Annotated in this window: 17 protein-coding genes; 8 read left to right on the top strand and 9 right to left on the bottom strand. The window is 72.7% G+C overall.

Going from position 1 to position 22,713, the window contains the following annotated elements:
* Window positions 1-16: 16 nt before the first annotated feature.
* Window positions 17-526, bottom strand: coding sequence for an 8-oxo-dGTP diphosphatase (locus tag MXD64_RS05590; protein WP_259552110.1), 510 nt, complete (start codon window positions 524-526; stop codon window positions 17-19).
* Window positions 527-590: 64 nt separating this feature from the next.
* On the opposite strand from MXD64_RS05590, the gene MXD64_RS05585 reads away from it, so the two are divergent.
* Both MXD64_RS05585 and MXD64_RS05580 read left to right on the top strand, forming a co-directional pair.
* Window positions 591-941 carry a tryptophan synthase subunit alpha gene (locus MXD64_RS05585; RefSeq protein WP_027464736.1) on the top strand — a complete coding sequence of 117 codons (351 nt, stop codon included), beginning with the start codon at window positions 591-593 and terminating at the stop codon, window positions 939-941.
* A 19-nt stretch (window positions 942-960) separates the two neighbouring features.
* Entirely contained in the window at window positions 961-1,851 is an 891-nt protein-coding gene (locus MXD64_RS05580) for an aminodeoxychorismate lyase (RefSeq protein WP_259552109.1), read from the top strand.
* Between the two features lie 219 nt (window positions 1,852-2,070).
* On the opposite strand, the gene MXD64_RS05575 is transcribed toward MXD64_RS05580, so the two are convergent.
* On the bottom strand, window positions 2,071-3,270 hold the full coding sequence (locus MXD64_RS05575) for an amidohydrolase (protein ID WP_017885953.1): 1,200 nt from the start codon (window positions 3,268-3,270) through the stop codon (window positions 2,071-2,073).
* A 93-nt stretch (window positions 3,271-3,363) separates the two neighbouring features.
* Here MXD64_RS05575 and MXD64_RS05570 point away from each other — a divergent pair, with 93 nt between their 5' ends.
* On the top strand, window positions 3,364-4,563 hold the full coding sequence (locus MXD64_RS05570) for a Fic family protein (RefSeq protein ID WP_259552107.1): 1,200 nt from the start codon (window positions 3,364-3,366) through the stop codon (window positions 4,561-4,563).
* A 29-nt stretch (window positions 4,564-4,592) separates the two neighbouring features.
* Window positions 4,593-6,764, top strand: a complete 2,172-nt coding sequence (locus MXD64_RS05565) for a S9 family peptidase (RefSeq protein ID WP_194590174.1) — start codon at window positions 4,593-4,595, stop codon at window positions 6,762-6,764.
* Between the two features lie 105 nt (window positions 6,765-6,869).
* Here the strand turns inward: MXD64_RS05565 and MXD64_RS05560 are convergent, their stop codons facing one another.
* Window positions 6,870-8,399, bottom strand: a complete 1,530-nt coding sequence (locus MXD64_RS05560) for a CYTH domain-containing protein (protein ID WP_214584629.1) — start codon at window positions 8,397-8,399, stop codon at window positions 6,870-6,872.
* Between the two features lie 58 nt (window positions 8,400-8,457).
* On the opposite strand from MXD64_RS05560, the gene MXD64_RS05555 reads away from it, so the two are divergent.
* Window positions 8,458-8,730, top strand: a complete 273-nt coding sequence (locus MXD64_RS05555) for a mycoredoxin (protein ID WP_027464730.1) — start codon at window positions 8,458-8,460, stop codon at window positions 8,728-8,730.
* 112 nt (window positions 8,731-8,842) lie between these two features.
* On the opposite strand, the gene MXD64_RS05550 is transcribed toward MXD64_RS05555, so the two are convergent.
* Together MXD64_RS05550 and MXD64_RS05545 are read right to left on the bottom strand one after the other, a co-directional pair.
* Entirely contained in the window at window positions 8,843-10,969 is a 2,127-nt protein-coding gene (locus MXD64_RS05550) for a DEAD/DEAH box helicase (RefSeq protein ID WP_042538474.1), read from the bottom strand.
* A gap of 483 nt (window positions 10,970-11,452) precedes the next feature.
* Window positions 11,453-12,697, bottom strand: a complete 1,245-nt coding sequence (locus tag MXD64_RS05545; protein ID WP_017885959.1) for a phosphotransferase enzyme family protein — start codon at window positions 12,695-12,697, stop codon at window positions 11,453-11,455.
* Between the two features lie 80 nt (window positions 12,698-12,777).
* Here MXD64_RS05545 and MXD64_RS05540 point away from each other — a divergent pair, with 80 nt between their 5' ends.
* Entirely contained in the window at window positions 12,778-13,872 is a 1,095-nt protein-coding gene (locus MXD64_RS05540; RefSeq protein WP_263137230.1) for an FUSC family protein, read from the top strand.
* Window positions 13,873-13,973: 101 nt separating this feature from the next.
* On the opposite strand, the gene MXD64_RS05535 is transcribed toward MXD64_RS05540, so the two are convergent.
* Window positions 13,974-14,306: a hypothetical protein gene (locus MXD64_RS05535; protein WP_071252316.1), complete on the bottom strand. Its 333-nt coding sequence runs from the start codon at window positions 14,304-14,306 to the stop codon at window positions 13,974-13,976.
* Between the two features lie 170 nt (window positions 14,307-14,476).
* Here MXD64_RS05535 and MXD64_RS05530 point away from each other — a divergent pair, with 170 nt between their 5' ends.
* Complete coding sequence (locus MXD64_RS05530) at window positions 14,477-15,154, top strand: response regulator transcription factor (protein ID WP_017885962.1); 678 nt, start codon at window positions 14,477-14,479, stop codon at window positions 15,152-15,154.
* A complete protein-coding gene (locus MXD64_RS05525; RefSeq protein ID WP_017885963.1) occupies window positions 15,151-16,662 on the top strand; it encodes a sensor histidine kinase in 1,512 nt (503 codons plus the stop codon). The genes MXD64_RS05530 and MXD64_RS05525 overlap by 4 nt, the downstream gene beginning before the upstream one ends.
* 82 nt (window positions 16,663-16,744) lie before the next feature.
* Here MXD64_RS05525 and MXD64_RS05520 read toward each other — a convergent pair whose 3' ends face one another.
* Genes MXD64_RS05520 through MXD64_RS05510 form a run of 3 tightly spaced genes read right to left on the bottom strand, consistent with a single transcriptional unit; the run spans window position 16,745 to window position 22,687 of the window.
* Window positions 16,745-20,155 carry an error-prone DNA polymerase gene (locus MXD64_RS05520; protein WP_042538478.1) on the bottom strand — a complete coding sequence of 1,137 codons (3,411 nt, stop codon included), beginning with the start codon at window positions 20,153-20,155 and terminating at the stop codon, window positions 16,745-16,747.
* A 37-nt stretch (window positions 20,156-20,192) separates the two neighbouring features.
* A complete protein-coding gene (locus MXD64_RS05515; RefSeq protein ID WP_082046873.1) occupies window positions 20,193-21,821 on the bottom strand; it encodes a DNA polymerase Y family protein in 1,629 nt (542 codons plus the stop codon).
* The gene (locus tag MXD64_RS05510) at window positions 21,818-22,687 is read right to left on the bottom strand and encodes a hypothetical protein (RefSeq protein ID WP_235517631.1); all 870 of its coding nucleotides are present in this window, start codon (window positions 22,685-22,687) and stop codon (window positions 21,818-21,820) included. The genes MXD64_RS05515 and MXD64_RS05510 overlap by 4 nt, the downstream gene beginning before the upstream one ends.
* Between the last annotated feature and the right edge of the window lie 26 nt (window positions 22,688-22,713).

Here is a 22,713-nt window from a genome sequence, read left to right as displayed (position 1 = left end):
CGCCCCAGCGGAAGAACTAGGCCACACCCGTGCCGGTGAACCCGGACACCGTCGCGTCGTCCTCGGCGAACGTGAACCGCGCCCGGACGTTGCCGCCAGCGAGCACCCCCGGCAACCAGTACCGGGCGTCGTCCCACATCGCGTCGTAGGGCACGGCGTCGACCGGGATCCACCGCGGCTCCAGTTCGTCCGAGCCCGACGGGTCTCCCTGCCAGCGGCGGCAGACGAAGACGTCCGAGACCTGGGACCAGGACGGTCGGTACGGGAACCGGTAGTCCAACGTGCCACGGGCCTCCAGGTCGACCGCGTCGAGCCGCAGGCCGACCTCTTCACGCACCTCGCGCACGGCGGTCTCGACCGCCGTCTCGCCGGACTCGCGCTTGCCGCCGGGGCCGACCAGACGGCCGGTGCCGAGGCCGCGGCGCTTCTCCCCCAGCAGCACCTCGGGCCCTGCCTGGCCGTCGCGCAGCAGGTACACGACCACCACCCGGGGATGCTGGGACTTGCTCTCGTCGCGAAGGCTCACGCGTCCAGTGTGACCGATGGAGTGTCGTACGCTCTTCCCATGGCAGGCGTGCTGCGGGGGCACCATGGCTGAGCCCCGCAGGACCGGGCGCAGCCTCGAAGTGCTGCGCGCCGAGGCTGCCGAGGAGATCTCGATGCTCGTCGAGCACCGGAGCCGTCAGGGCGAGGACCCGTGGGAGTTCATGCCGACGCTCCCGACCGTCGACGAGCAGGTCGTGCTGATCCTGCGCGCGGACGCCGTCGACCTGGACGAGGCGATCGGCAAGCGGCACGCGCAGTGGTCGAGCCACCCGGCGTCCGGGCAGGGCACCCGGCTGGGTGAGGAGTACCACCGGCTGCGCCGGATCGCGCTGCAGCACCCCGAGCTGACGCCCGCCGTGTGGAAGCTGCTCGGCGCCCTGCCCGAAGCGGGCTGAGCTGCGGTTGGATGGACGCATGACCGAAACCGTGCTCGCCGTCCTCAACCAGCCCTCCCGCGACGCCGCGCCGCACGACCCCGCGGCCGACGCCTTCACGTGGGCGAAGCCGCTCGAGGAGCACGTCCAGGTGCAGGACCTCGGCGTCACGCGCGGTGACGGCGTGTTCGAGACGATCACGGTGATCGACGGCCGACCCCAGGCCCTCGAGGCGCACCTCGCCCGCTTCGGTCGCTCCGCCGCGATGCTCGACCTGCCCGCCCCCGACCCCGAGGCGTGGCGCCAGGCCATCGAGGCCGTCTGCGCGCGCCTCGACCCGGTACGGGAGGCCTTCGCCAAGACCGTCCTGACCCGCGGCGTCGAGGGCACCGACCGTCCGACCGGCTGGGTCTACGCCGCACCGTCGGGTGACTCCACGACCGCCCGCACCGAGGGCATCTCCGTCGTCGTCCTGGACCGCGGGTACCGGCACGACGTCGAGCGCACCTCGCCGTGGCTGCTGCAGGGCGCGAAGACGCTGTCGTACGGCGTCAACATGGCCGCCCTGCGCGAGGCGGTCCGCCGCGGCGCCGACGACGCCCTGTTCGTCTCGAGCGACGGCTACGTGCTCGAGGGCACGCGCGCGAACCTGATCATGAAGGTCGGCGACCGGCTGGTCACGCCCCGCACCGACATCGGGATCCTGGCGGGCACGACGCAGGCCGACGTGTTCCGCTTCGCTGAGCAGGAGGGCGTCGAGACCGCCTACGAACTCGTCACCCTCGCCGATCTGGCAGCCGCGGACGCGCTCTGGCTCGTGTCGAGCGTGCGGCAGGCGGCGCCGATCCGTTCGGTGAACGGCGACGCCCGCGCGATCGACGCGGACCTGACGGACCGCATCAACGAGTTCCTGCTGGCGCGCGAGGTCTGAGCACGGTCTGACCGCTCGACCCGGAAGACGCCGTCGTGTCCGCGAGACGCCGCGGAATTGGGCGGCGTCTCGCGGGTGTGACGGCGTCGTGCCGAAACGACGGCGTCTCGCGACCGGACACCTGACGGACGGGAGGCCCGTGGCGGGCTCGCCACGGGCCTCCCGTCCGCCTGTGGCTGAGCCCACCGCGTCACGCGAGACGCCGGCGTCTCGTGGCCGCTACCAGCGCGGCGTGGTGACGCCGGCCCCGTCGGCCCACGCGAAGACGGTCTCGCCGTCGATCCAGACGCGCGTCGCGCGGCTGGTCGCGTCGAGCGGGTCGCCGTCCCAGAGCACGAGGTCGGCGTCGTAGCCCTCGGCCAGGCGACCGACACGGTCGCCGAAGCCCAGGAACTCGGCCGGGTTGACCGTGAGCGCCTCGAGTGCGGTCTGGGCGGGCAGGCCCTCCTTCACGGCGGCGGTCGCCTGGTCGACGAGCATGTTGATCGGCACGACCGGCGCGTCCGTCGTGATGGCGACCCGGACCCCGGCCGCCGCGATGGTGGCGAGGTTCGGGATGCCGCGGTCGCGGAGTTCGACCTTCGAGCGGCTGGTGAAGAGCGGGCCGTAGATGACCGGGATGTCCTTCGCGGCCAGCACGTCGGCGATCTTGTGCGCCTCGGTGCCGTGGTTCACGACGAGCCGGTAGCCGAACTCCTCGGACAGGCGGATGGCGGTGGCGATGTCGTCGTGGCGGTGGGTGTGCTGGTCCCAGACGAGTTCGCCGTCGAGCACCCGGACGAGCGTCTCCTTCGTCAGGTCGCGGGCGAACGGCTCGTCCTTCGCGGCGGCGGCATCGCGGGCGGCCTTGTAGTTCTGCGCGTCGACGAAGGCGTCACGGATGATCTTGGCGACACCGAGCCGGGTGGAGGGGGTCTGGCCCTTGCCGCCGTAGACCCGCTTCGGGTTCTCGCCGAGGGCGCTCTTCACGCTCACCGAGTCGGAGATGAGCTGCTCGTCGATCGTCCGGCCGCCCCAGGTCTTGATGGCGACGCTCTGGCCGCCGATCGGGTTGCCCGAGCCGGGCTTGACGACGATGCTCGTGATCCCGCCGGCGAGCGCGTCCCGGAAGCCCTCGTCGTCGATGTCGATCGCGTCGATCGCGCGGACGCCCGCCATGTTCGGGGCGGTCATCTCGTTCGTGTCGTTGCCGGCCTCGCCGTTGGCTTCTTCGTGGATGCCGACGTGGCCGTGCGCCTCGACGAACCCGGGGACGAGCCACGAACCCGCGGCGTCGATGACCGTCATGCCGTCGGGCGGGGTGACGTCGGGCCCGACCGCGGTGATCCGGCCGTCCTCGACGATGACCGCGCCGCCGTCGAAGGCGGGGGCGGAGACGGGGACGACGTGGGCACCGGTGATCGCGAAGGAGTTGCTCATGGCACCAACGGTACGCGGGGGCGTGCGGGCGGGGCGCGCGGGCGAAATACCTATTCCTGGCGCCGGACGTCCCGGCGGCCCTACCGTCGCGGGATGGCACACCGGAGCGAGACCTGGCCCACGCACCACAGCGCCGAACGACCCTGGCGCAGCGCAGTCCGCGGGTGCCGTGACGACCGGCTGGTGACCACCGTGCGGGTGTCGGTGCCCCCGTCCATCGCCAGGGCTCGGTGGACACCCGACGACGACACCGTCGCACTGCTCGACCGGAGCGCCACGGCCCTGCGCACCCTCGACGTCCACCACGGCTCCCGGCTCGCACCGCTCGGGTCCGTGCTCGGCCGGACCGAAGCCGTGGCGTCGTCGCGGATCGAGGACGAGCCCGCCTCGATCGACGACCTGGCGCGCGCGCTCGTCGGCATCCGGGCGAACCCGGGTGCCACCGCGGTGGTCCGGGCCGGCGGCCCCGTCGAGCACCTGGTCTCCGCGGCGGACTCGGGCATCGTCACGGAGTCGTCCCTGCTCGAGGCGCACCGTCTGCTGATGCGCGACGACCCGGTCGACGGACGGTCCGCAGGCCGGTACCGCGACGTGCAGAACTGGATCGGTGGCGGCGCCACACCCCGCGACGCCCGGTACGTCCCACCGCCGCCGGAGCTCGTGGCACCGCTGATGGCCGACCTGCTCGCGTTCGTGCACCGTGTGGACCTGCACCCGATCGCCCAGGCGGCCATCGCGCACGCGCAGTTCGAGTCGATCCACCCCTTCACCGACGGCAACGGTCGGACCGGGCGGGCGCTGATCGGGGCCGTGCTGCGGCGCCGCGGGGTCACGACGACGGTGACCGCGCCCGTGGCGGCCGCACTCGCGGCGGACCGACCGCGGTACTTCCGGCACCTGGAGCGGTACCGCGACGGCCAGGTCACCGGGTTCGTGGCCGATCTGGCACTGGCGATCGGGACGGTCTGCGACGAGGCGACGCTCGGCGCCCTGCTGCTCGCCGAGCACGACGCCGACCGGTCCACCGGTCCCTGCGCCACGGGCCCGCACGCCGTAGTCGGCCGTGCGCTCGCCGACGACCCCGTCCTGACCGAAGCGCACCTGGGAACCCTGCTCACCGCCGACCAGGTCGAGCGCGTCACGCACGACCTGGTGCTGGCGGGCGTGCTCCGTCCGGTCACCCGTCGCCGCCGTGACCGCGCCTGGGTGGCACCCGCCGTGGTCGCCGAGCTCGAGGCGTTCGAGCAGCGGGTGCACGCCGCTGTGGGCGGCCACGAGCGGACCGCGGCCTGACCGGGGGTGCGGGCGAATAGGGTGGGACGGTGAGCAACGAGCACACCGCATCCACCCCGCCCAGCGCCGCCAAGCGGCCCGTGACACGGACCCACCACGGCATCGACTTCGTCGACGACTACGAGTGGCTGCGGGACAAGGAATCCCCCGACACCCTGGCGTACCTCGAAGCCGAGAACGCCCACACCGACGCCGCGACCGCGCACCTCGCGCCGCTGCGGGACCGCATCTTCGCCGAGGTGAAGAGCCGCGTGCAGGAGACCGACCTCTCGGTGCCGGTGCGCATGGGCGACTGGTGGTACTTCACCCGCACCGCCGAGGGCAGCCAGTACGGCGTGCACTGCCGCGTGCCCGTCGCCGGCCCTGACGACTGGACGCCGCCCGCCGTGGTCGAGGGCGAGTCGACCCTGCCCGGTGAGCAGGTGGTGCTGGACGGCAACGCCCTGGCCGACGGCCACGAGTTCTTCTCCCTCGGCACCTACGACATCAGCGACGACGGCACCCGCCTGGTGTACGGCATCGACGTCGAGGGCGACGAGCGGTACACCCTGCACGTGCGCGACCTGGCTTCGGGGACGGACCTCGGCGACGCCATCCCGAACACCGGGGCCGGCGCCACGTTCGACCCGGCGGGCCGCTACGTCTTCTACCCCACGGTCGACGAGTCCTGGCGTCCGGACAAGATCTGGCGGCACACCGTCGGCACCGCGGCGTCCGAGGACGTCCTGGTGTTCGAGGAACCCGACGACCGCTACTGGGTCGGCGTCGGCGTCACCCGCTCGTCGCAGTACATCGTCATCGAGCTCGGCTCGAAGATCACGTCCGAGGCGCACGTCCTCGATGCTGCGGACCCGACCGGTGAGTTCCAGGTCGTCTGGCCCCGCCGCGAGGGCGTCGAGTACGAGATCGAGCACGCCATCGTCGGTGGCAGCGACCGGTTCCTGGTGCTGCACAACGACGGCGCCGAGAACTTCGAGCTCGTCGACGTCCCCGCCGACGACCCGACGTCCGAGCGTGACCGCCGTGTCGTCGTGGCGCACCACACCGAGCGCCGCATCGAGTCGGTCGACGCCTTCGCCGGGCACCTCGCGCTGGAGTACCGGTCCGAGGCGCTCCCCCGCGTCGCGATCATCCCGATCGAGGGCGACGGCTACGGCGACGCGCACGAGGTCCCCTTCGACGAAGCCCTGTTCTCGGCGGGGCTCGGTGGCAACCCGGAGTGGGAGCAGCCGACGCTCCGCATCGGGTACACGTCGTTCGTCACCCCCTCCGAGGTCAGCGACCTCGACCTGGCCACCGGCGAGGTCACCGTCCTGAAGCGCCAGCCCGTGCTCGGTGGCTACGACCCGGCCGACTACGTGCAGGAACGCGACTGGGCCACCGCGGCCGACGGCACCCGCGTGCCGATCTCGCTCGTCTGGCGCCGTGACGCCGTCGACCAGGACTCGCCGTCGCCGCTGCACCTGTACGGCTACGGCTCGTACGAACACTCGATCGACCCCGGCTTCAGCGTCATGCGCCTGTCGATGCTCGACCGCGGTGTCGTCTTCGCGGTCGCGCACGTCCGTGGTGGCGGTGAACTCGGCCGGCACTGGTACGAGAACGGCAAGACCCTGACGAAGAAGAACACCTTCACCGACTTCGTCGCGGTCGCCGAGCACCTGATCGAGTCCGGCCGGACGAGCGCCGACCGGCTCGTGGCCGAGGGCGGCAGTGCGGGTGGGCTCCTGATGGGCGCCGTCGCGAACCTCGCACCCGAACGGTTCGCCGGCATCCTGGCGGCCGTGCCGTTCGTCGACGCGCTGACGAGCATCCTCGACCCGGACCTGCCCCTCACCGTCATCGAGTGGGACGAGTGGGGCGACCCGCTGCACGACGCCGAGGTCTACCGCTACATGAGCGAGTACACCCCGTACGAGAACGTCCGCGACGACGTCCAGTACCCGCAGATCCTCGCCGTGACCTCGATCAACGACACCCGCGTGCTCTACGTCGAGCCCGCGAAGTGGACCGCGAAGCTCCGCGAGGTCGGCGCGCCCGTGCTGCTGAAGACCGAGATGTCCGCCGGCCACGGTGGTGTCAGCGGTCGGTACGCGTCGTGGAAGGAGCGGGCGTTCGAACTCGCCTGGCTGCTCGACGTGCTCGGGCTCGCCGACGAGACGCCCGCCGCGGCGACCGCCACCCCGATCGCCGCGGGCTGAGCAGCGCCGCGCACTTCGCGAGCAGAAGAGGTCGGGTCCGAACGCGGGACCCGACCTCTTCTGCTCACCAAGCGAACAGCGGCGCACGCAACGCGCGCACTCCGCTCACACGCGGTTGAGCGCGTGCACCGCCTCGTCGTAGGACTCCTCGGCCAGGCGCACCCGGTCCCCCGCGAGCACCCCGTACCCGAACGTGCCCTCACCGCCACGCTCGGCGATCGCCGCGTTCGCCCGCAGGATGTCGAGGGCGTGCAGCGACCGCACCCGCTCCGTCAGCACGTCGGCGGCGGTGCCGATCCGCTTCCACAGCGCGTGCGGGAACGCGTCGTCGCCGAGCACGTCCATCGCCATCCGGGCCCGCATCGTCTCCTGCCACGCGGCCTCGGTGGTGCTCCGGTCGGCGGCCTCCCGCTCGGCGGCGGTGTCCGAGGTGTCGTCGGCCACGGCGGCCCGGACGAGCTCGCGCACGCGCGGCTTCACGTCGGCGCCGACGTCCTGGGCGACCTGCTTCGGCGAGCGGAGCGACCACGCGGTCGGCACCGGACGCTCGGCTGCGTCGTCGAGGGCGTCGAGCAGCTCGAGGAACGGCTCGCCGTGCAGGAACGCGACGACGTCGCGCACCGCCTGGTCGCGACGCTCACGGGTCGAGGCCAGGATCCGCTCACGGGTCAACGCGTCGACCAGGTCGTCCTGCGCCGGCGACGACGCCCGCGGCAGCCGGTCGATCAGGTACTCGGCCAGCGCCGCACGGGCGGTGACGCCCGCCAGGCCGTCCGCCGCCTCGGCGGCGCGGTCGACGGCCTCGCCGTCGCGGAACGCCGGGCGGTAGGCGCCCAGGATCGCGGCGATCTCGAGGGTGGTGTCGGCCGCTTGCCGGAGGTCGGCCGTGTCGCCGGAGCGGAGCCGGGCCTCCTGGCCGAGCAGCGCGATGCGCAGCTTGCGCACCCGCTTCGCCAGGATGCGTGCGGTCGTGCCCTTGGCCGGCTTCTCCTCGGTCTGGAGGCGCGGTGCCGGTGCTCCTGCCAGCCCGCGTGCCAGCTTGGACGCGACTGCGGCGGGGCCGGCGCCGACGGCCGCGAAGCGTCCGTCGAGGGCCGCGAACAGCTCGTGGGCGATCTGCGGGTCGACGCCGTCGACGGTCTCGACCTCGACCTCACGCCAGGTGCGCGGGGTCTCCGGGGCGTCGTCGTCGAGGCGCTGGGCGGTGACCTGGTCGTCGGCGAGCTCGGCGATCTGGTCGCCGTCCTCGTCGAGCAGTCGGGTGACGGTCCGGGTGGTGGTGATCCGGACGACCGGACGCAGCCCGCGGCCGCGACGCTCGGTGAAGAGTGCGGCGAGGACCTCGTCGGGCACCGTGTCGGCGTCGTCGGTCAGGGGGAACTGCTGCTCGTGGCGGACCGTGTCCGACTCGGAGCGCTTGATGTGCCAACCGGCGTCGGGGCCACCGGTGCGACGGCGGACCGTCACCCGCGCGGCCACCAGGTCGTACCGCTCGGTGTCCCAGTAGGTCGCGTCCAGTTCGAACGGCTCCTGGTGCTCGGTGCGGAGGATGCCGCCCGCGCCGACGAGGTCGGGCAGGGCACCGCCCTCGGGCAGGTCGTAGGTGCGCTCGATCTCGAGGTGCGTGTGGCTCACACGGTCTTGTCTACCAGGCACTGCGCGGATTCCCCGCACCCGGGGTTAGCCTGCAGGGATGAGCGACACGATCACCCGCGAGCAGTTCACGCCCGAAGCCGGCGGCGTCACGATGTTCACCACCACGTGGTGCGGCTACTGCGCCCGGCTGAAGAACCAGATGTCCAAGGCCGGGGTCCCCTTCACCGAGGTCGACATCGAGCAGACCCCCGGTACCGCGGAACTCGTCGCCGAGGTCAACGGCGGCAACCAGACGGTGCCGACGCTGGTGTTCCCCGACGGGACGACGGCGACGAACCCGTCCCTGGCCGAGGTGCAGTCCCGCATCTGAGCGGCGGCGCCTCGCAAGACACCGGTGTTCACGCTCCGAACACGCGCATGACGCGGTTCAGAGTGCGAACACCGGTGTTTTGCCGTCCGGGACAGCGCCGAGCGCGCCTGCGCTAGCCGCCGAGCGCCTCGGTCAGCAGCGCGGCCATCGCGTCGAGCTGGATGTCGCCGGAGTCGACGACCGCTTCGTCCGAGCCGTCGAGCGCACGGGCGGCCAGGGACGCCTTCGAGTCGATGAGCTCGGCGATCTTGGTGTCGATCGTCTGCGCGGCGATGATGCGCCACGCGGTGACGGGCTCTTCCTGCCCGATGCGGTGCACACGGTCGATCGCCTGGGTCTGCTCGGCGCTCGTCCACGACAGCTCGGCGAGCACGACGTTCGACGACACCTGCAGGTTCAGGCCGACGCCGGCCGCGGTCAGCGAGCAGACGATGACGGCGACGTCGGGGTCGTTCACGAACGAGTCGATCTCGGCCGTGCGCTGCGTCGGGGTCTGGTCGCCGCGGATCGTGGCGGTGCGCAGCCCACGACGGGCGAACACCTCTTCCGCCTGGTCCATCACGTCGAGGTGCTTCGCGAAGAACACGACCTTGCCGACGTTCGAGGCGAGCTGCGCGGCGTAGTCGGCCGCGAGCTGGGCCTTGGCCCGGCCGATGCGGCGGACCATCGAGAACACGTTCTCGCCGGTCGACGAGGCGTCCTGGTCCTCGAGCTCCCAGCGCGCGACCTGGCGGACCAGCTTGTGGTCGATGCCGACGACCGGGTCCTGCCCGGTGCGGGCGTCGAGCGCCTGGTGGTACCGGCGGACCAGCTTCGCGGTGAGCTCGCGCTCGGCGTCGCGGATGGAGCGGCCCTCGTCGCCGTCGAGCTCGACGGGGATGTCGGCGATCCGGCGTGCGGGGATGTCCGCGGCGACGTCGACCTTGCGGCGTCGGACGATGCCCTGGTCGATGACGGCACGGCGGGCCTCGACGAAGAACCCGGGGTCGGCCGGCGTCAGGCCGATCTCCTCGAGCTCGTTCATGAGCTTGGCGCGCGGCTTCTTGTCGTCGATCCATCCGAGGTACTCCCAGATGGTGCGGAAGTCCTCGACCGAGTTGATGAGCGGGGTACCGGTCAGCGCCATGAGCAGCGGGGTGGCGGTGCGCTGCCGGATGCGCTCGGCGATCTGCAGCACGAACCGGGCGCGCTGCGAGTCCTTGTTCTTGATGAAGTGCGCCTCGTCGACGACCATCCCCTTGAACCCGAAGTTGCCGAGCCACCCGGCGTGCCGGTCGAGGATCTCGTAGTTCACGATGACGATGTCGGCGAACCCGTCGAGGTCGTTGCCGTCCCCGTGGATCACCGTGGCGCGGCGGTTCGGCACCCAGCGCTCTGCCTCACGTGCCCAGTTCGTCTTGACGACGTTCGGCACGACGACGAGCAGCGGGAACGCGTTCGCGGCGTCGGCGGCGAGCAGCGACTGCGCGGTCTTGCCGAGGCCGGGCTCGTCGGCGAGCAGGAAGGTACGGTGCCCCTGCGCTGCGGCGGTGATGAGCTCCGCCTGGTGCTTCATGAGCGTGGTGCCCGAGCGCGAGTGCAGCGTCGGGGGCTCCGGCAGCGGCATCGTCGCCGCTCCCCCGCCCGCGCCGTACTCGAACGACTTGAACAGCGGTCCGAACAGTTCCCAGTTCGCCAGGCGGCGCGGGTGCGCGACGGGCTGGTCGGCGAGGGCGAAGTCCGGCGGCATGAACGGGTTCGCGAGCTGGCGCTGGACGACGGACTGCGGCACGACGGCACGCACCGGGGTCTCGACCACCGCGGCGGGCTCGGACGCGATGACGAGGTCCTCCGGCTGGAGCTCGACGCCACCGGCGATCATCATGTCGCGCTTGACCGCGCGCGTCGCCTCGGGCACCTGCACCTCTTCGGCGAGGAGCTGGATGACGCTGGTGTCCCGCGCCGCCGTCTTCGCCAGGATCGTGGCCACGCCGTCGAGCCGCTTGAGCTGTTCGGCGCGCTGCGCGTCGGTGAGCTCCGTGTCGGCCTTCACCCGCGCGCGCTCTTCGCGCATCAGCAGGGCGACCGCCTGGAACTTCGTCCGGTTCGACGCCTTGAGTGGTCCGCGCTGCGCCGCGGCCTCGACCTCGCGCACAGCGCGGGCGAGGACGGGGATGACGCCGTCGTTGTCCAGCGGCCTGGTGCGACGTGACGCGGTCCGCGTCCCGCCGGCAGCACGCCGGGTGCCTGATCGAGCCAACGCTCCTCCTGTTCCGCCCACACGTCGGGGCGATCCGCCCGTGGGGCGGGAAGTCCTGCACCGGGGCCTGGCGCGGCTCCGGTTCGGCCGCGGGCCACCGTGGCCCACCGCATCGCCGGTCCCCGCATCGGGACGTCCGGTGGACTCCCGCGAGCCGTTCCACACGAGCACCTGCCGGGAGCAGGTTCGGACGGTCCGCGCCGGGATCCGGCGTCGTCACACGCACGTGGTGCCCCCTCGGGGCGCTCACGGCCCGGTCCCCGCGTCGATCAAGTGATCGACGGCTGCGTCCGGAATCGACGCGGCACGCGGGAACACGGTGCGTGCGCGCTCAGTTTACTCCCGGACCACCGACGGAGGCGACCGCCGCGTTGCCCGCGCGCGTCGCGACGGCGGACGGGAGGCCCGTTGCGGGCCCGACCCGCGCCTCCCGTCCGTCCTGCAGTCGCCTCCAAACCGCCGAAGCGACGGGGCTGCGAGCCGTCAGGCCTGCGGTGCGGACCGCGGGCGGGTCGATGCGCCGGTCGGGAGGCTCGGGGCCGCGTCCGCCAGGGCGGCCTGCGTCGCGGCGAGGAGCTGCTGGGCGGTCTGGATCCCGTTGGCGGAACCGGTGGTCGCCTGGCCGCCGGCGTGGGCGAGCAGCTGCGCGCCGATGGCGGGCCCGATGCGGTCGGTCTCGCGCGGGTTGCGCGCGACCCAGTCGCGGGCGATCGCGTCGGCGAGGCGCTCGGCGGCGGCGCCGCGCTCCGCGTCGCCTCGGGACCGGTGCCACAGCCCGGTCACCACCAGGTGGGCGACGACGGCTCCGACGTCACGGACCGGAAACCCCCAGCCCGCGGTGTCGATGTCGAGCAGGCCCGAGATGCGCCACGGCTCGTCCTCGTCGACGAACACCTGCTCCAGGTGCAGGTCGCCGTGCACGACCTGCTTGGTCGAGCTCGACCAACCGATGGAACGGCGGCCGATGGCGTCGTACAGGCGGTCGATCTCCTCGGCGTCGCGCGGCAGGGCGGCGATGAGCGTCCGACGGTGCCAGTCGGCGTGGTCCATCGCGTCGGCACGGGCCTGCTGGGTCATCGGCACGGTGGCGACGCGGCCGCTCAACGCCGCGAGCGACGCCACGAAGCGCGGGTCGTCGGCGATGTCGAGGATGCGGCTGCCGGCCGGCACGCCGCGGATGCGCTCGAGCACGAGCAGGCCGTCGCCACGGCTGGACAGCACGCGCGGCACCGGCAGACCGGCAGCGACGAACTGCTCGTGCGACTGCACGATCGGCGCGACCCGGTGCGGACGGACGATCTTCAGGAACAGGGTGCGCTCGGGGGCGTCGACGCGCACCACCGCACGTTTGCCGGGCCGGTACGCGGCGACGGTGAGCACCGGGTCGGTGACGGGCATGCCGAGGGTGGTCAGCAGCTCGGCGACGGCGTCGCGGTAGGTGACCTGCGGCAGCACCGGCAGGCCTGGATCGTTCGGGTACGCCCAGACCGACACCGGTTCGCCCGTCGCCGGGTCCGTGACGATGGCGCTGTTCTGGTCGTGGGTGCCGCCGGTGTCGACGTAGGTCAGGACCGTGGCGCGTTGGCCGTTGCGGTCCAGTGTGTCGACCTCGTAGCCGTACAGGTAGCCGTTGCCCGACGGTTCGACGGAGTGCGCCCGCGCGGCCACCACGGAGGTCCCGGAGCCGGCGAAGGCCTGCGGGATGACGCGCTCATGGTTGGGCCACACGACATCAGTCAACCGCGTCGCACGGGTTTCGTCGCGTTCGTGCACGGCTCGGCGCGCGGCCGGTGGCTACCGTGGTCGGTGTGAACCCGGTCGCGCGTCTCCGCAGCTCCAGTCGCACGCCGTTCCTGCAGGTCGTGAAGACCGCCGTCGCGGTGGTGGCCGCCGTGCTCCTCTGCCGTCTGGTGATCCAGGGGCCGTTCCCCACCTTCGCGGCCATCGCGGCCCTGCTCGTGGTGCAGCCGAGCATCAACCAGTCGTTCGTGAAGGGGCTCGAGCGGAGCGCGGGCGTCGTCATCGGCGTCGTGCTGGCCACCGGGTTCCACCTGCTGCTCGGCGACGGCGTGTTCGTGGTGCTGCTCGTCATCGTGCTCGCGATCCTGATCGCGTGGGCGCTCCGGCTCACCCCGACGTCGGCCACCCAGGTGGGGATCAGCGGGATGCTCGTGCTCACCGCCGGGGTCGTGACGCCGAACTACTCCGCCGACCGGATCCTCGAGACGGTGATCGGTGCGATCGTCGCCCTGGTCGTGAACGCGCTCATCGTGCCGCCCGTCCTGCTCGAGCCGGCGCACCTCGCCGTCGCCCGGCTCGCCCGCGACACCGCGGTGGCGTTCGAGCGGATCGCGATCGGCCTGACCGAGGGGTGGGACCGCGCTCGGTGGGACGAGGCCCTCGTCGCGGCCCGGGCCCTCCGGCAGCAGCACGCCAAGGCCGAGGTGTCCCTGGGGTCGGCCCGCGAGTCCCTGACGATGAACCCGCGCAGCGGCCGGCACCGGACGATCCTCGACCGCGACGTGGTGGTCACCGACCACCTGCGCATCCTGGTGACCCGGGTCACCGGCATGACCCGGGCGATCCGCGACAACACCGCCCCGGACCTGCGGGACGATCCGGTGGTGCACGGCATCGCGACCGAGGTGGCGCGGATCGGGGCGGACGTGCGGGCGCTCAGTGCGCGGGTCGAGTCGACGCGGCTCGACCCGGCACCCGGGGCCGGTGGGGCGGACGCTGCTGCGCTCGGACCGGACGCCGAGCCGTGGGCGGAGGCCTCGGAGCCGGCACTCACCGCGCCACTCGAGGTGGTGCGTCCGAACTCCCGGCACTGGGTGCTCATCGGGGCGCTGCTCGAGGACATCCGACGGGTGCGCGGGGAACTGCTCGGCGAGGACGACTAGGCGCGTCGCGTTCGCGCGGTGCCGGGTCTGCTCAGCGTGCCGCGCAGGCGTTGTGCCGGGTCCACCTCAGCGTGCCGCGCAGGCGTTGTGCCGGGTCCACCTCAGCGTGCCGCGCAGGCCGCCTCCGACGCCGTCCGCACCACGTCGGACCAGATCACCTCGGTCGGCACGACGTCGGTCGCACCGGGGACCCCGGTGTCGGCGTACCGGTTGATCTCGGCGACGACGGCTTCGATGCCGACCTCGCGTGCGGCACGGCTCGCCACGTCCGGCACCGCCGTCCGCAGCTCTGCGACCACGCGGTCGCGCGGTACGTCCTCCAGCTGTGCGAGCGCGCCGATCCCCTTCCACGCGGCGTCCAGTTCGGCGCGCAGGCGCACGATTGCCGGGTGGTCGATCGAGTCGTTCATGATCCCCCAGTGCGGGCGGCGCATCGGGTCGCGCTGTCCGCTGCCGGAGCCTAGCAACGAAGCAAGCGACGCTCACGTCCCTAGAACGTGGGACAGACCGTTCCGCCCTGTCCTGTGACGAGATTCAGCGAGTTCGGCCTGAGAACGGCCCTCGGCGACGGTTCGATGCCACGATGGGTCCGAGGAGGTCCACTATGCGGCTGTTGGTGGTCGAGGACGACGACGAGATGCGGGCCCTGATGGAGCGCGGACTCGCGGCCGAGGGGTACCGCGTGACGGCGGTCGAGAACGGTGTCGAGGCGCTCATCGCGCTCGGCGAGCAGGCGTTCGACCTTGCGGTCGTGGACGTGATGATGCCCGGCATGTCCGGCTTCGAGCTCGCCCGGCGGATCCGTGAGCGCGAGGACCCCGTGCGGATCCTGCTCGTGACGGCGCGCGACGCCGTGGACGACCGTGTGTTCGGGCTCGACGCCGGTGCGGACGACTACCTCACCAAGCCCTTCGCCTTCGCCGAGCTCACCGCTCGGCTGCGTGCGCTCGGCCGTCGTGAGTCCGCCGGGGCTCCCCGCACGATCGAGGTCGGCGACGTCTCCATCGACTCCGAGGCACGCCGCATCTCGATCAAGGGCCAGCGCGTCGCCGTGAGCCCCACGGAGTTCGCCCTGCTCCGCCTGCTCGCCCGGTCCGCCGGCAGTGTCGTCGACCGCCCGAAGATCCTCGAAGAGGTCTGGGACGGTTCGCAGCACGTCGACCCGAACGTGGTCGAGCAGTACATCTCGTACCTCCGCAAGAAGCTCACCGCGCACGAGGCCACCGTCGCCATCGCCACGGTCCGCGGTCGCGGGTACCGCCTGGATCTGCTCGGGGCGTGAGCGGGGCCGACGACGCCCCACGATCGGACCACCGACGCGGTGGTCCGATCCGGCCGCTGCGTCTGCTGTCGCTGCGTGCCCGGATCACGATCGGTTCGACGGCGATCGCGGCGATCGTGATCCTGCTGCTCGTCCTGGTGATGCGGTTCCAGGTGGTGAGCGTCGTCGCGAGTGCGACCCGCACGCTGCTCGACGCCGATGCCGACCCCTACGTCGCCACGCTCGAGGTCGACAGCGACCCCGACCTGTCGTCACCGGGCAACGCGCAGCTCGTCGCCGTCGTGTCCCCGTCCGGCGAGATCGTGCTCTCGACGATGCCGGACCGCGTCGAGCAGGCGCTCGGCAGTCTGCGGTCCACCCCTGCCGGCACCTCGATCATCACGGCATCCGGCTCGGAGTACCGCGTCGTCGTGGAGCACCCCGTCAACGAGGCCGGCCGGTGGACGGTCGTCGCCGCCCGTAACTCGCAGGCCGAGGCCATCGTCGTCGACGACCTCACGACGACCCTGTCGTTGACCGGCCTGGCGATCCTGCTCGCCTTCGGCGTGGCGTCCTGGGTGCTCGCGACCACCGCGTTGCGTCCGGTGAACCGGATGCGCCGCGAGGCCGAACGGCTCTCCGTCGCCCCGGAGCGCGCCGAACTGCCGGTGGGCCCCGCCCGGGACGAGCTGGCATCCCTGGCGACGACGCTCAACGCCTTCCTGGCCCGGACCCGGCAGGCGACCGAGCGTGAACGCCAGATGGTGTCGGACGCCAGCCACGAGCTCCGGACGCCCCTGGCCATCCTGACGACCCAGCTCGACCTCGCCTCGCTCGACGGCAACGACGCCGCCGCCCTCGCCGCCCACATCGAACGCGCCAAGCACAGCGTCGCGCGGTTGTCCCGGCTCGCCAACGACCTGCTCGCACTGTCGCGGATCGAGGAGTCTGAGCAACGTGAACAGGACGGCGACCGACGGCCGGAGACCGCCTGGTCGGACCTCGGCGACGAGGTGATGGCAGCGGTCGACCGTGTCCGGCTCATCGCGTCGGCGAAGGACGTCACCGTCGACTTCGACCTGGAGCCGCCGGTCGCCGTCGGCGGGTCCGGCCCGGGCATCGGCGGCGGCACCGTGGAACCGCGCTACCGGATCGACACGGGTGGGATGGCCCAGCTCGTCACGAACATCGCGGGCAACGCCGTGGCCGCACTCCCCCGCGGTGGCGGCATCTTCGTGTCCTGGCGGAGCACCGGCGGCCAGGGCGTGCTGCAGATCACCGACGACGGCCCCGGTGTACCCGAGTCGTTCATCCCCGTGGCCTTCGACCGGTTCACGCGTCCGGACGAGGCACGGACGTCCCGCCCGAACCCCGACCCCTCCACGGGCGCCGGCGCCCTGCCGGGCGGCTCCGGTCTGGGACTCGCGATCGTCCGCGCGGTGGCGGAACGCGCCGGGGGCACGGCGTCGCTCCGCAACGTGCCCGCCGGTGGGCTCGAGGTCACGATCACCCTGCCCGAGGTGCGCTGAGCTCGACCGCTCACCCGAGCAGTACCGCTCACCCGAGCAGGACCGCTCACCCGAGCACGACCGATCACCGGCGCAGGACCGCTCACTGGAAGTCGCGCGACCGGGTGCGGACGGACAGCGACAGGTGCTCGATGCGGTCCGCCACCAGGTTGACCACGCCGTCGGGTGACCGCTCGAGGATGCCCCGGACGATCACCGCCGGGGACTCCCGCGCCACCCGGCGGTAGCGCCCCCACACCCCGACGCTGCAGATGACGTTGACCAGCCCGGTCTCGTCCTCGACGTTCAGGAACGTGATGCCGGACGCGGTCGCCGGACGCTGCCGGTGCGTCACGATCCCGCCGACCTCGACCCGTCGTCCGGTCTCGGCGGTCGCGGTGTCCTGCACGCTGAGCACCCGGCGGGCTGCGAGCCGGTCGCGCACGTGCCGGACGGGGTGGTCGTCGGTCGTCATGCCCGTCGACCACATGTCCGCGATGAGCACGTCCCCGCTCGTCATCTGACCGAACAGCGGCGGCTGCACGAACACCTGCGTGTCCGGCAGCTGGTCGGGACGCTCGGCCGCGGCCTGCGCAGCCGACCACATCGCACCGCGGCGGTCGATGTCGAACGGGGCGAAGGCGTCGGCGGCAGCGAGGGCCTCGAGCTGCGGCGTCGTGAGTCCGACCCGGCGGGCCAGGTCCGACATGTCGCGGAAGGGGCCGTTGGTGTCCCGCTCGGCGACGATCTTCTCGGCGCTCTTCCGGCTGAGCGACGCGACCTCGGCGAGCCCGAGCCGCACGGCGAAGGCACCGTCGCGACGGTGGCTCGCGGTGTCGTCGGGGAGCGCCTTGTCGAACGGCAGTACCGGGGGCTGCTCGGCAGCCAGGCAGGCGTCGGCACCGACCGGGGCGTCCCCGTCCGGCAGCGGTTCGAGCGTGGCGTCCACCCCGGACCGCAGGATGTCCGGTCGCAGCACGCGGACACCGTGCCGCCGGGCGTCGGCGACCAGGGTCTGCGGTGAGTAGAACCCCATCGGCTGCGCCCGGAGCAGCGCTGCCAGGAACGCCCCCGGGTAGTGCAGCCGCATCCACGCGCTCGCGTAGACGATGAGGGCGAAGCTGATCGAGTGGCTCTCCGCGAAGCCGAAGTTCGCGAAGGCCTGGATCTTCGCGTAGATCGCGTCGGCGTCGGCGCCGTGGATGCCGTTGTCCGCCATCCCCGCGTAGAGCTTGTCCCGCAGCCGGTCGATCTTCTCGTGTCCGCGCTTCGACCCCATCGCCCGCCGCAGCAGGTCGGCGTCGTCCCCGGAGCAGTTGCCGACCGCGATCGCCATCTGCATGAGTTGTTCCTGGAACAGCGGGACCCCGAGGGTGCGTTCGAGCACGGGTTCGAGCGCCGGGTGCATGTAGGTGATCGGTTCCTCGCCGGTGCGCCGTCGGATGTACGGGTGCACTGCGCCGCCCTGGATCGGCCCGGGGCGGACGAGTGCGACCTCGATCACCAGGTCGTAGAACCGCCGTGGGAGCAGTCGGGGCAGGGTGCCCATCTGCGCGCGGGACTCCACCTGGAACACCCCGATCGTGTCCGCGCGGCAGAGCTGGTCGTAGACGCCCTGTTCCTCCTTCGGGATGGAGTGCATCTCCCAGCGCTCACCGCAGTGCTCTGCCGCCAGGTCGAACGAGTACTGCAACGCGGCGAGCATGCCGAGTCCGAGCATGTCGAACTTCACGAGCCCCATGTAGGCGCAGTCGTCCTTGTCCCACTGCAGCACGGTGCGGCCGTCCATCCGGGCGTGTTCGATCGGCACGACCTCGCCCACCGGGCGGTCGGTCAGCACCATGCCGCCGGAGTGGATGCCGAGGTGCCGCGGGAACCCGAGGACGTCGCTCGCGAGTCCGACGACCGCCGGTGGGATGTCGTGGTCCTGGCTCTCGGTCACCGAACCCCACCGTTCGACCTGCTTCGACCATGCGTCCTGCTGTCCGGGGCTGTGGCCGAGCGCCTTCGCCATGTCGCGCACCGCGCCCTTGGGCCGGTAGGTGATCACGTTCGCGACCTGGGCGGCGTTGTGCCGGCCGTACTTGGCGTAGACGTACTGGATCACCTCTTCGCGGCGGTCCGAGTCGAAGTCGACGTCGATGTCGGGCTCCTCGTCGCGCATCGCCGACAGGAACCGCTCGAACGGCAGCCCGTAGCGGATCGAGTCCACCGCGGTGATCTCGAGCAGGTAGCAGACCGCCGAGTTCGCCGCCGAACCCCGCCCCTGACAGAGGATGCCCCGGCCGCGGGCGTACTGCACCATGTCCCGCACGATCAGGAAGTACCCGGGGAAGTTCTTCTCCTCGATCACGGACAGCTCGCGTTCGATGCGCTCCCGCTTGCGGGGCTCGACGCCGTCGGCGCTGCCCGGGTAGAACCGCCGGGCACCGGTCCAGGTGAGTTCGCGCAGCCACGACATCGCGGTGTGTCCGTCCGGGACGTCGAGGTCGGGCAGCCCGGGCTTGACCGTCTTCAGCCGGAACCCGAGTTCGTCGGCGAGCTCCACGGTCCGTTCGACCGCGCCGGGGTAGCGCCCGAACCGTCTGGCCATCTCGGCGCCGGAACGCAGGTGGGCGGTGTCGGCTGCGGGCAGCCAGCCGTCGATCTCGTCGAGGCTGCGGCGGGCACGGACCGCCGCGAGCGCGGTGGCCACCGGGAACCGGTCCGGGGTGGCGTAGTGCACGTTGCCGGTGGCGACCAGGGGCAGTGCGTGCTTCGTGGCCAGGGCGGCCAGGGCGTCGTTGCGGGCGCTGTCGAGGGGGTCGCCGTGGTCGAGCAGCTCCACCACGACGTTGCGGCTGCCGAACCGGTCGAGCAGCACCCGGAGCGCGGTGTCGGCGGCGGATTCCCCACCCTGCTCGAGGGCCTGCCGCACCGTGCCCTTCCGACACCCGGTCAGCACGCGCCAGTGGCCGTCCGCGCGTGCGGCGAGGTCGTCGAGGTCGTACTGCGGGCTGCCCTTCTCGGATCCGGCGGCCAGGTGCGCGCTCGTGACCGCGCCGGCCAAGCGGTGGTAGCCGTCCTGCCCGTCGGCGAGCAGGAGCAGGTGCGAGCCCTCGGGGTCGGGCACACCGTTCTGCGGTTCGGTCAGCCCCAGGGACAGCTCGGTGCCGAAGACGGTGCCCACCTGCGGGTAGGACTCGGCGACCTCGGCCATCCGGGCTGCCCCGTAGAAGCCGTCGTGGTCGGTGAGCGCGAGGGCGTGCAGCCGGAGCCGGGCGGCTTCTTCGAACAGGTGCTCGGGCTGACTGGCGCCGTCGAGGAAGCTGAAGGCCGAGTGCGCGTGCAGTTCGGCGTACGGCACGACCGGGCCGCCGTCGGTGTCGATCGGCGACGGCACGTACGGCTCGCGCTTCCGCGACCACGCCGGGCTGTCGCCGCCGTCGCCGTCGTGCGCGGTGCCCGGGCTCCGTTTGTCGGACAGCGCGCGCTCGAACTGCGACCACGGGACGGGTGGGTTGCTGTAGCCCATCAGGACACGCTCCTGTTGGTGGTGGCGGGGGTCGGGGTCACGTCGCGATCGCCTCCGCCCACCAGCGGTGGTCCGCCAGCACCAGGTACCAGGCACGCCCCTCGGCATCGACGAGCTGCAGCCGGTGCAGGCGTCGGCCGCCGGACTCCCACCACCGGACGACGAGTGGCCACGGACCCGCCCAGGCCGTCACGGCAGAGAAGCCGCCGCCCCGGTCGCCCTCGGCACGGAACCGTTCGGGAGCGCCGGACAGCACGCCGCGCTCGTCGACGTCGACGCTCGCACCACCGGCAGCGACCACGTCGACCGGTCGGGGGCGCTCGAGCACGGTGGCGGGCGGCGGACCGGGGAGCTTGCCGGGCCACGGACGGTCGCGGACGGTCGCCAGGGCGCGCTCACCACCCGCGGGTGCGTCGCCCCACGGCACGAGCACCACGCGCTCGGACAGGGTGCGGCCACCGCCGACGCGCGGACTCACCACACCGTCGTGGCCGACCATGCCCTGGATCCGGGCGAGGCCGTGGTGCACGCGCTCGTCCGGGCCGGAGCCCCACAGCCCGCGCTCGTGGTTCGCCATGTCGTCGACGGCGACCGGCTCGAGCACGACCGAGGTGACCGGTGCCTCGAGCCCGCTGGGGTCCACCCCGCCGGCGAGCTGCCACCGCACCCGGTCGACCACGTCGGCGGCGTCGAACCAGCGCGGGTGTGCCCAGGTCCGTTCGAGCAGGATGTCACGCTCGTCGACGATCCCCACCCGGATGGTCGTCGCCACGAGCCCCGCGGCCCGGAGTCGCTCGGCGAAGTCGTCGGCGGAGCGTCGGAACGCGAACGCGATCTGGTCGGCACGGTCCAGCGGGGGTTCGAACGACGCCTCGACCCGGAGTTCCGGTGGGATCTCCCGCGCCGCGATCTCGCGCGGGTCTCGGCCCGCGGCCAACCGGTGCAGGAACGCTCCGGCCACACCGAAGCGGTCGCGGACCTGCTCGTCGCCGAGTGCCGCGAAGTCGCCGAGCGTGGTGATGCCGAGCCGGTCGAGCACCGTCGCGAGGTCGGGGTCGCCGAGCACGCCGAGCGGCAGGTGCGCGAGGAAGTCCGCCGATCCCCCGACGGGCACGAGCCGCACGCGTTCACCGGGACGCACCGGGCGCGCCCGGGCTGCCTGGTCCGCCGCGAACGGGGTGTCGGCCACCCCGGCCCGCACCGCGGGGGCGCCGTGGTCGGCCGCGATGCCGGCCAGGGTCGCCGCCGCCGCTCGCTCACCGCCGTAGTACCGGGCCGGCCCGCGGGCGCGGAGCGCGAGGGTGCCCGGCCGCAGCACCTCTACCCCGGGGACCGCTGCCTCGACCGCACGGATGACGGGCTCGAACGCGCGGTGGTCGAGGGCGTCGTCGTAGGGCTGCACGAGGAGCTCGGGGCACCGCGCCTGCGCCTCCCGCACGCGGAGTCCCCGCACGACGCCCTGTTCTCGCGCGGACGCCGAACTCGCGAACACGAGCCCCTTCGCGGTCAGGGCGAGGGGCTGCTCCGGCGGGGTCCCACCGGCCCGAGCAGCCGCGATGACCGGCCAGTCCGGGCACCAGAGCACGATGGTCCGGGTCGGGGGTGGTTCGGGCAGTGCTGCCCCACGGGTGATCGCGTCGGTCCGGACGCGCTCCGGGGCGATCACGACGCCACCGCCACGGGCCGCAGCACACGGGTGTCCCCGGAGCCCACCGTCGGCACGGGCGTCGCGGCCCGGACCGCGCCGTCGGCCGCGGGCAGGAGGAGCTCTGCGGTCGCCGGACGCACCGCACCGGCACGCCCGGTCGCGGTCACGGTGGCCCGGCGCTCCGTCAGGTGGCCGTGGCCCTGTCCGATGCCGCTCCACGTCGACGACGTGACCCGCAGCGTGACGTCCGCTCCGGGCCAGGACCCGAGCGCGACGAGCGCCCCACCACGCTGTCGCAGTCGGGCCGAGAGCCGTGCCACGTCGCCCGGCACGACCCGGCCGAGCGGTCGGGTGAGGACGATCTGCGCGACGTCGGCCATCGCCGCCGTCACGGCGAGCCACTGGTCGCCCGGATCGGGGACGAGCACGAGCCGCTCCAGGTCGATCCCCGCGGCTGCGGCGGCTTCGATCCCGAAGGACGGCACCCCGACGACCGCGCACCACGCGCCGGCCGCCGAGGCCGCCTGCAGCATCGTGATCGCGAGCAGCACCGACTCGGGGACGGCGTAGGTGCCACCGACCCGGATCGCGCCGCCGGGCAGCAGGGGTTCGAGCGCCGGGGCGGTGGGGAGCCCGGCGGTGTCGACCCGGGTGGACTCCATGTCGGCCACCCGGGACCGCAGGGACGTGATGCGGTCGAGCGCGGCCCGCGCGTCGCCCAGGTGATCGGACCCGCGACGCACACCGCCACCGGCCGCACCGCTGCCGCCACGTGCAGCACCGCTCCGCCCGCCCCGGTCCGGGGTGGGCGACCGGAGTGCCGCCGCCGTCTGCATGCCCTCATATTCGAACATGTGTTCGATGATGTCAATCGCGTCCGACATCTGTGGACAGTCCGTGTCGAACACGT

Source organism: Curtobacterium sp. Arg-1 (assembly GCF_025643395.1).
Classification (GTDB): Bacteria; Actinomycetota; Actinomycetes; order Actinomycetales; family Microbacteriaceae; genus Curtobacterium; species Curtobacterium poinsettiae.
The sequence above is the reverse complement of the archived record's forward strand: the minus strand, read 5'-3'. Positions and strand labels throughout refer to the sequence as shown.

Bases quoted from the DNA above. Each gene is read 5' to 3' on its own strand.
- MXD64_RS05580 (WP_259552109.1), top strand. From the start codon at position 961: ATGACCGAAACCGTGCTCGCCGTCCTCAACCAGCCCTCCCGCGACGCC.
- MXD64_RS05520 (WP_042538478.1), bottom strand. From the start codon at position 20,155: ATGGGCTACAGCAACCCACCCGTCCCGTGGTCGCAGTTCGAGCGCGCG.
- MXD64_RS05530 (WP_017885962.1), top strand. From the start codon at position 14,477: ATGCGGCTGTTGGTGGTCGAGGACGACGACGAGATGCGGGCCCTGATG.
- MXD64_RS05555 (WP_027464730.1), top strand. From the start codon at position 8,458: ATGAGCGACACGATCACCCGCGAGCAGTTCACGCCCGAAGCCGGCGGC.
- MXD64_RS05585 (WP_027464736.1), top strand. From the start codon at position 591: ATGGCTGAGCCCCGCAGGACCGGGCGCAGCCTCGAAGTGCTGCGCGCC.
- MXD64_RS05535 (WP_071252316.1), bottom strand. From the start codon at position 14,306: ATGCGCCGCCCGCACTGGGGGATCATGAACGACTCGATCGACCACCCG.
- MXD64_RS05570 (WP_259552107.1), top strand. From the start codon at position 3,364: ATGGCACACCGGAGCGAGACCTGGCCCACGCACCACAGCGCCGAACGA.
- MXD64_RS05575 (WP_017885953.1), bottom strand. From the start codon at position 3,270: ATGAGCAACTCCTTCGCGATCACCGGTGCCCACGTCGTCCCCGTCTCC.
- MXD64_RS05510 (WP_235517631.1), bottom strand. From the start codon at position 22,687: ATGTCGGACGCGATTGACATCATCGAACACATGTTCGAATATGAGGGC.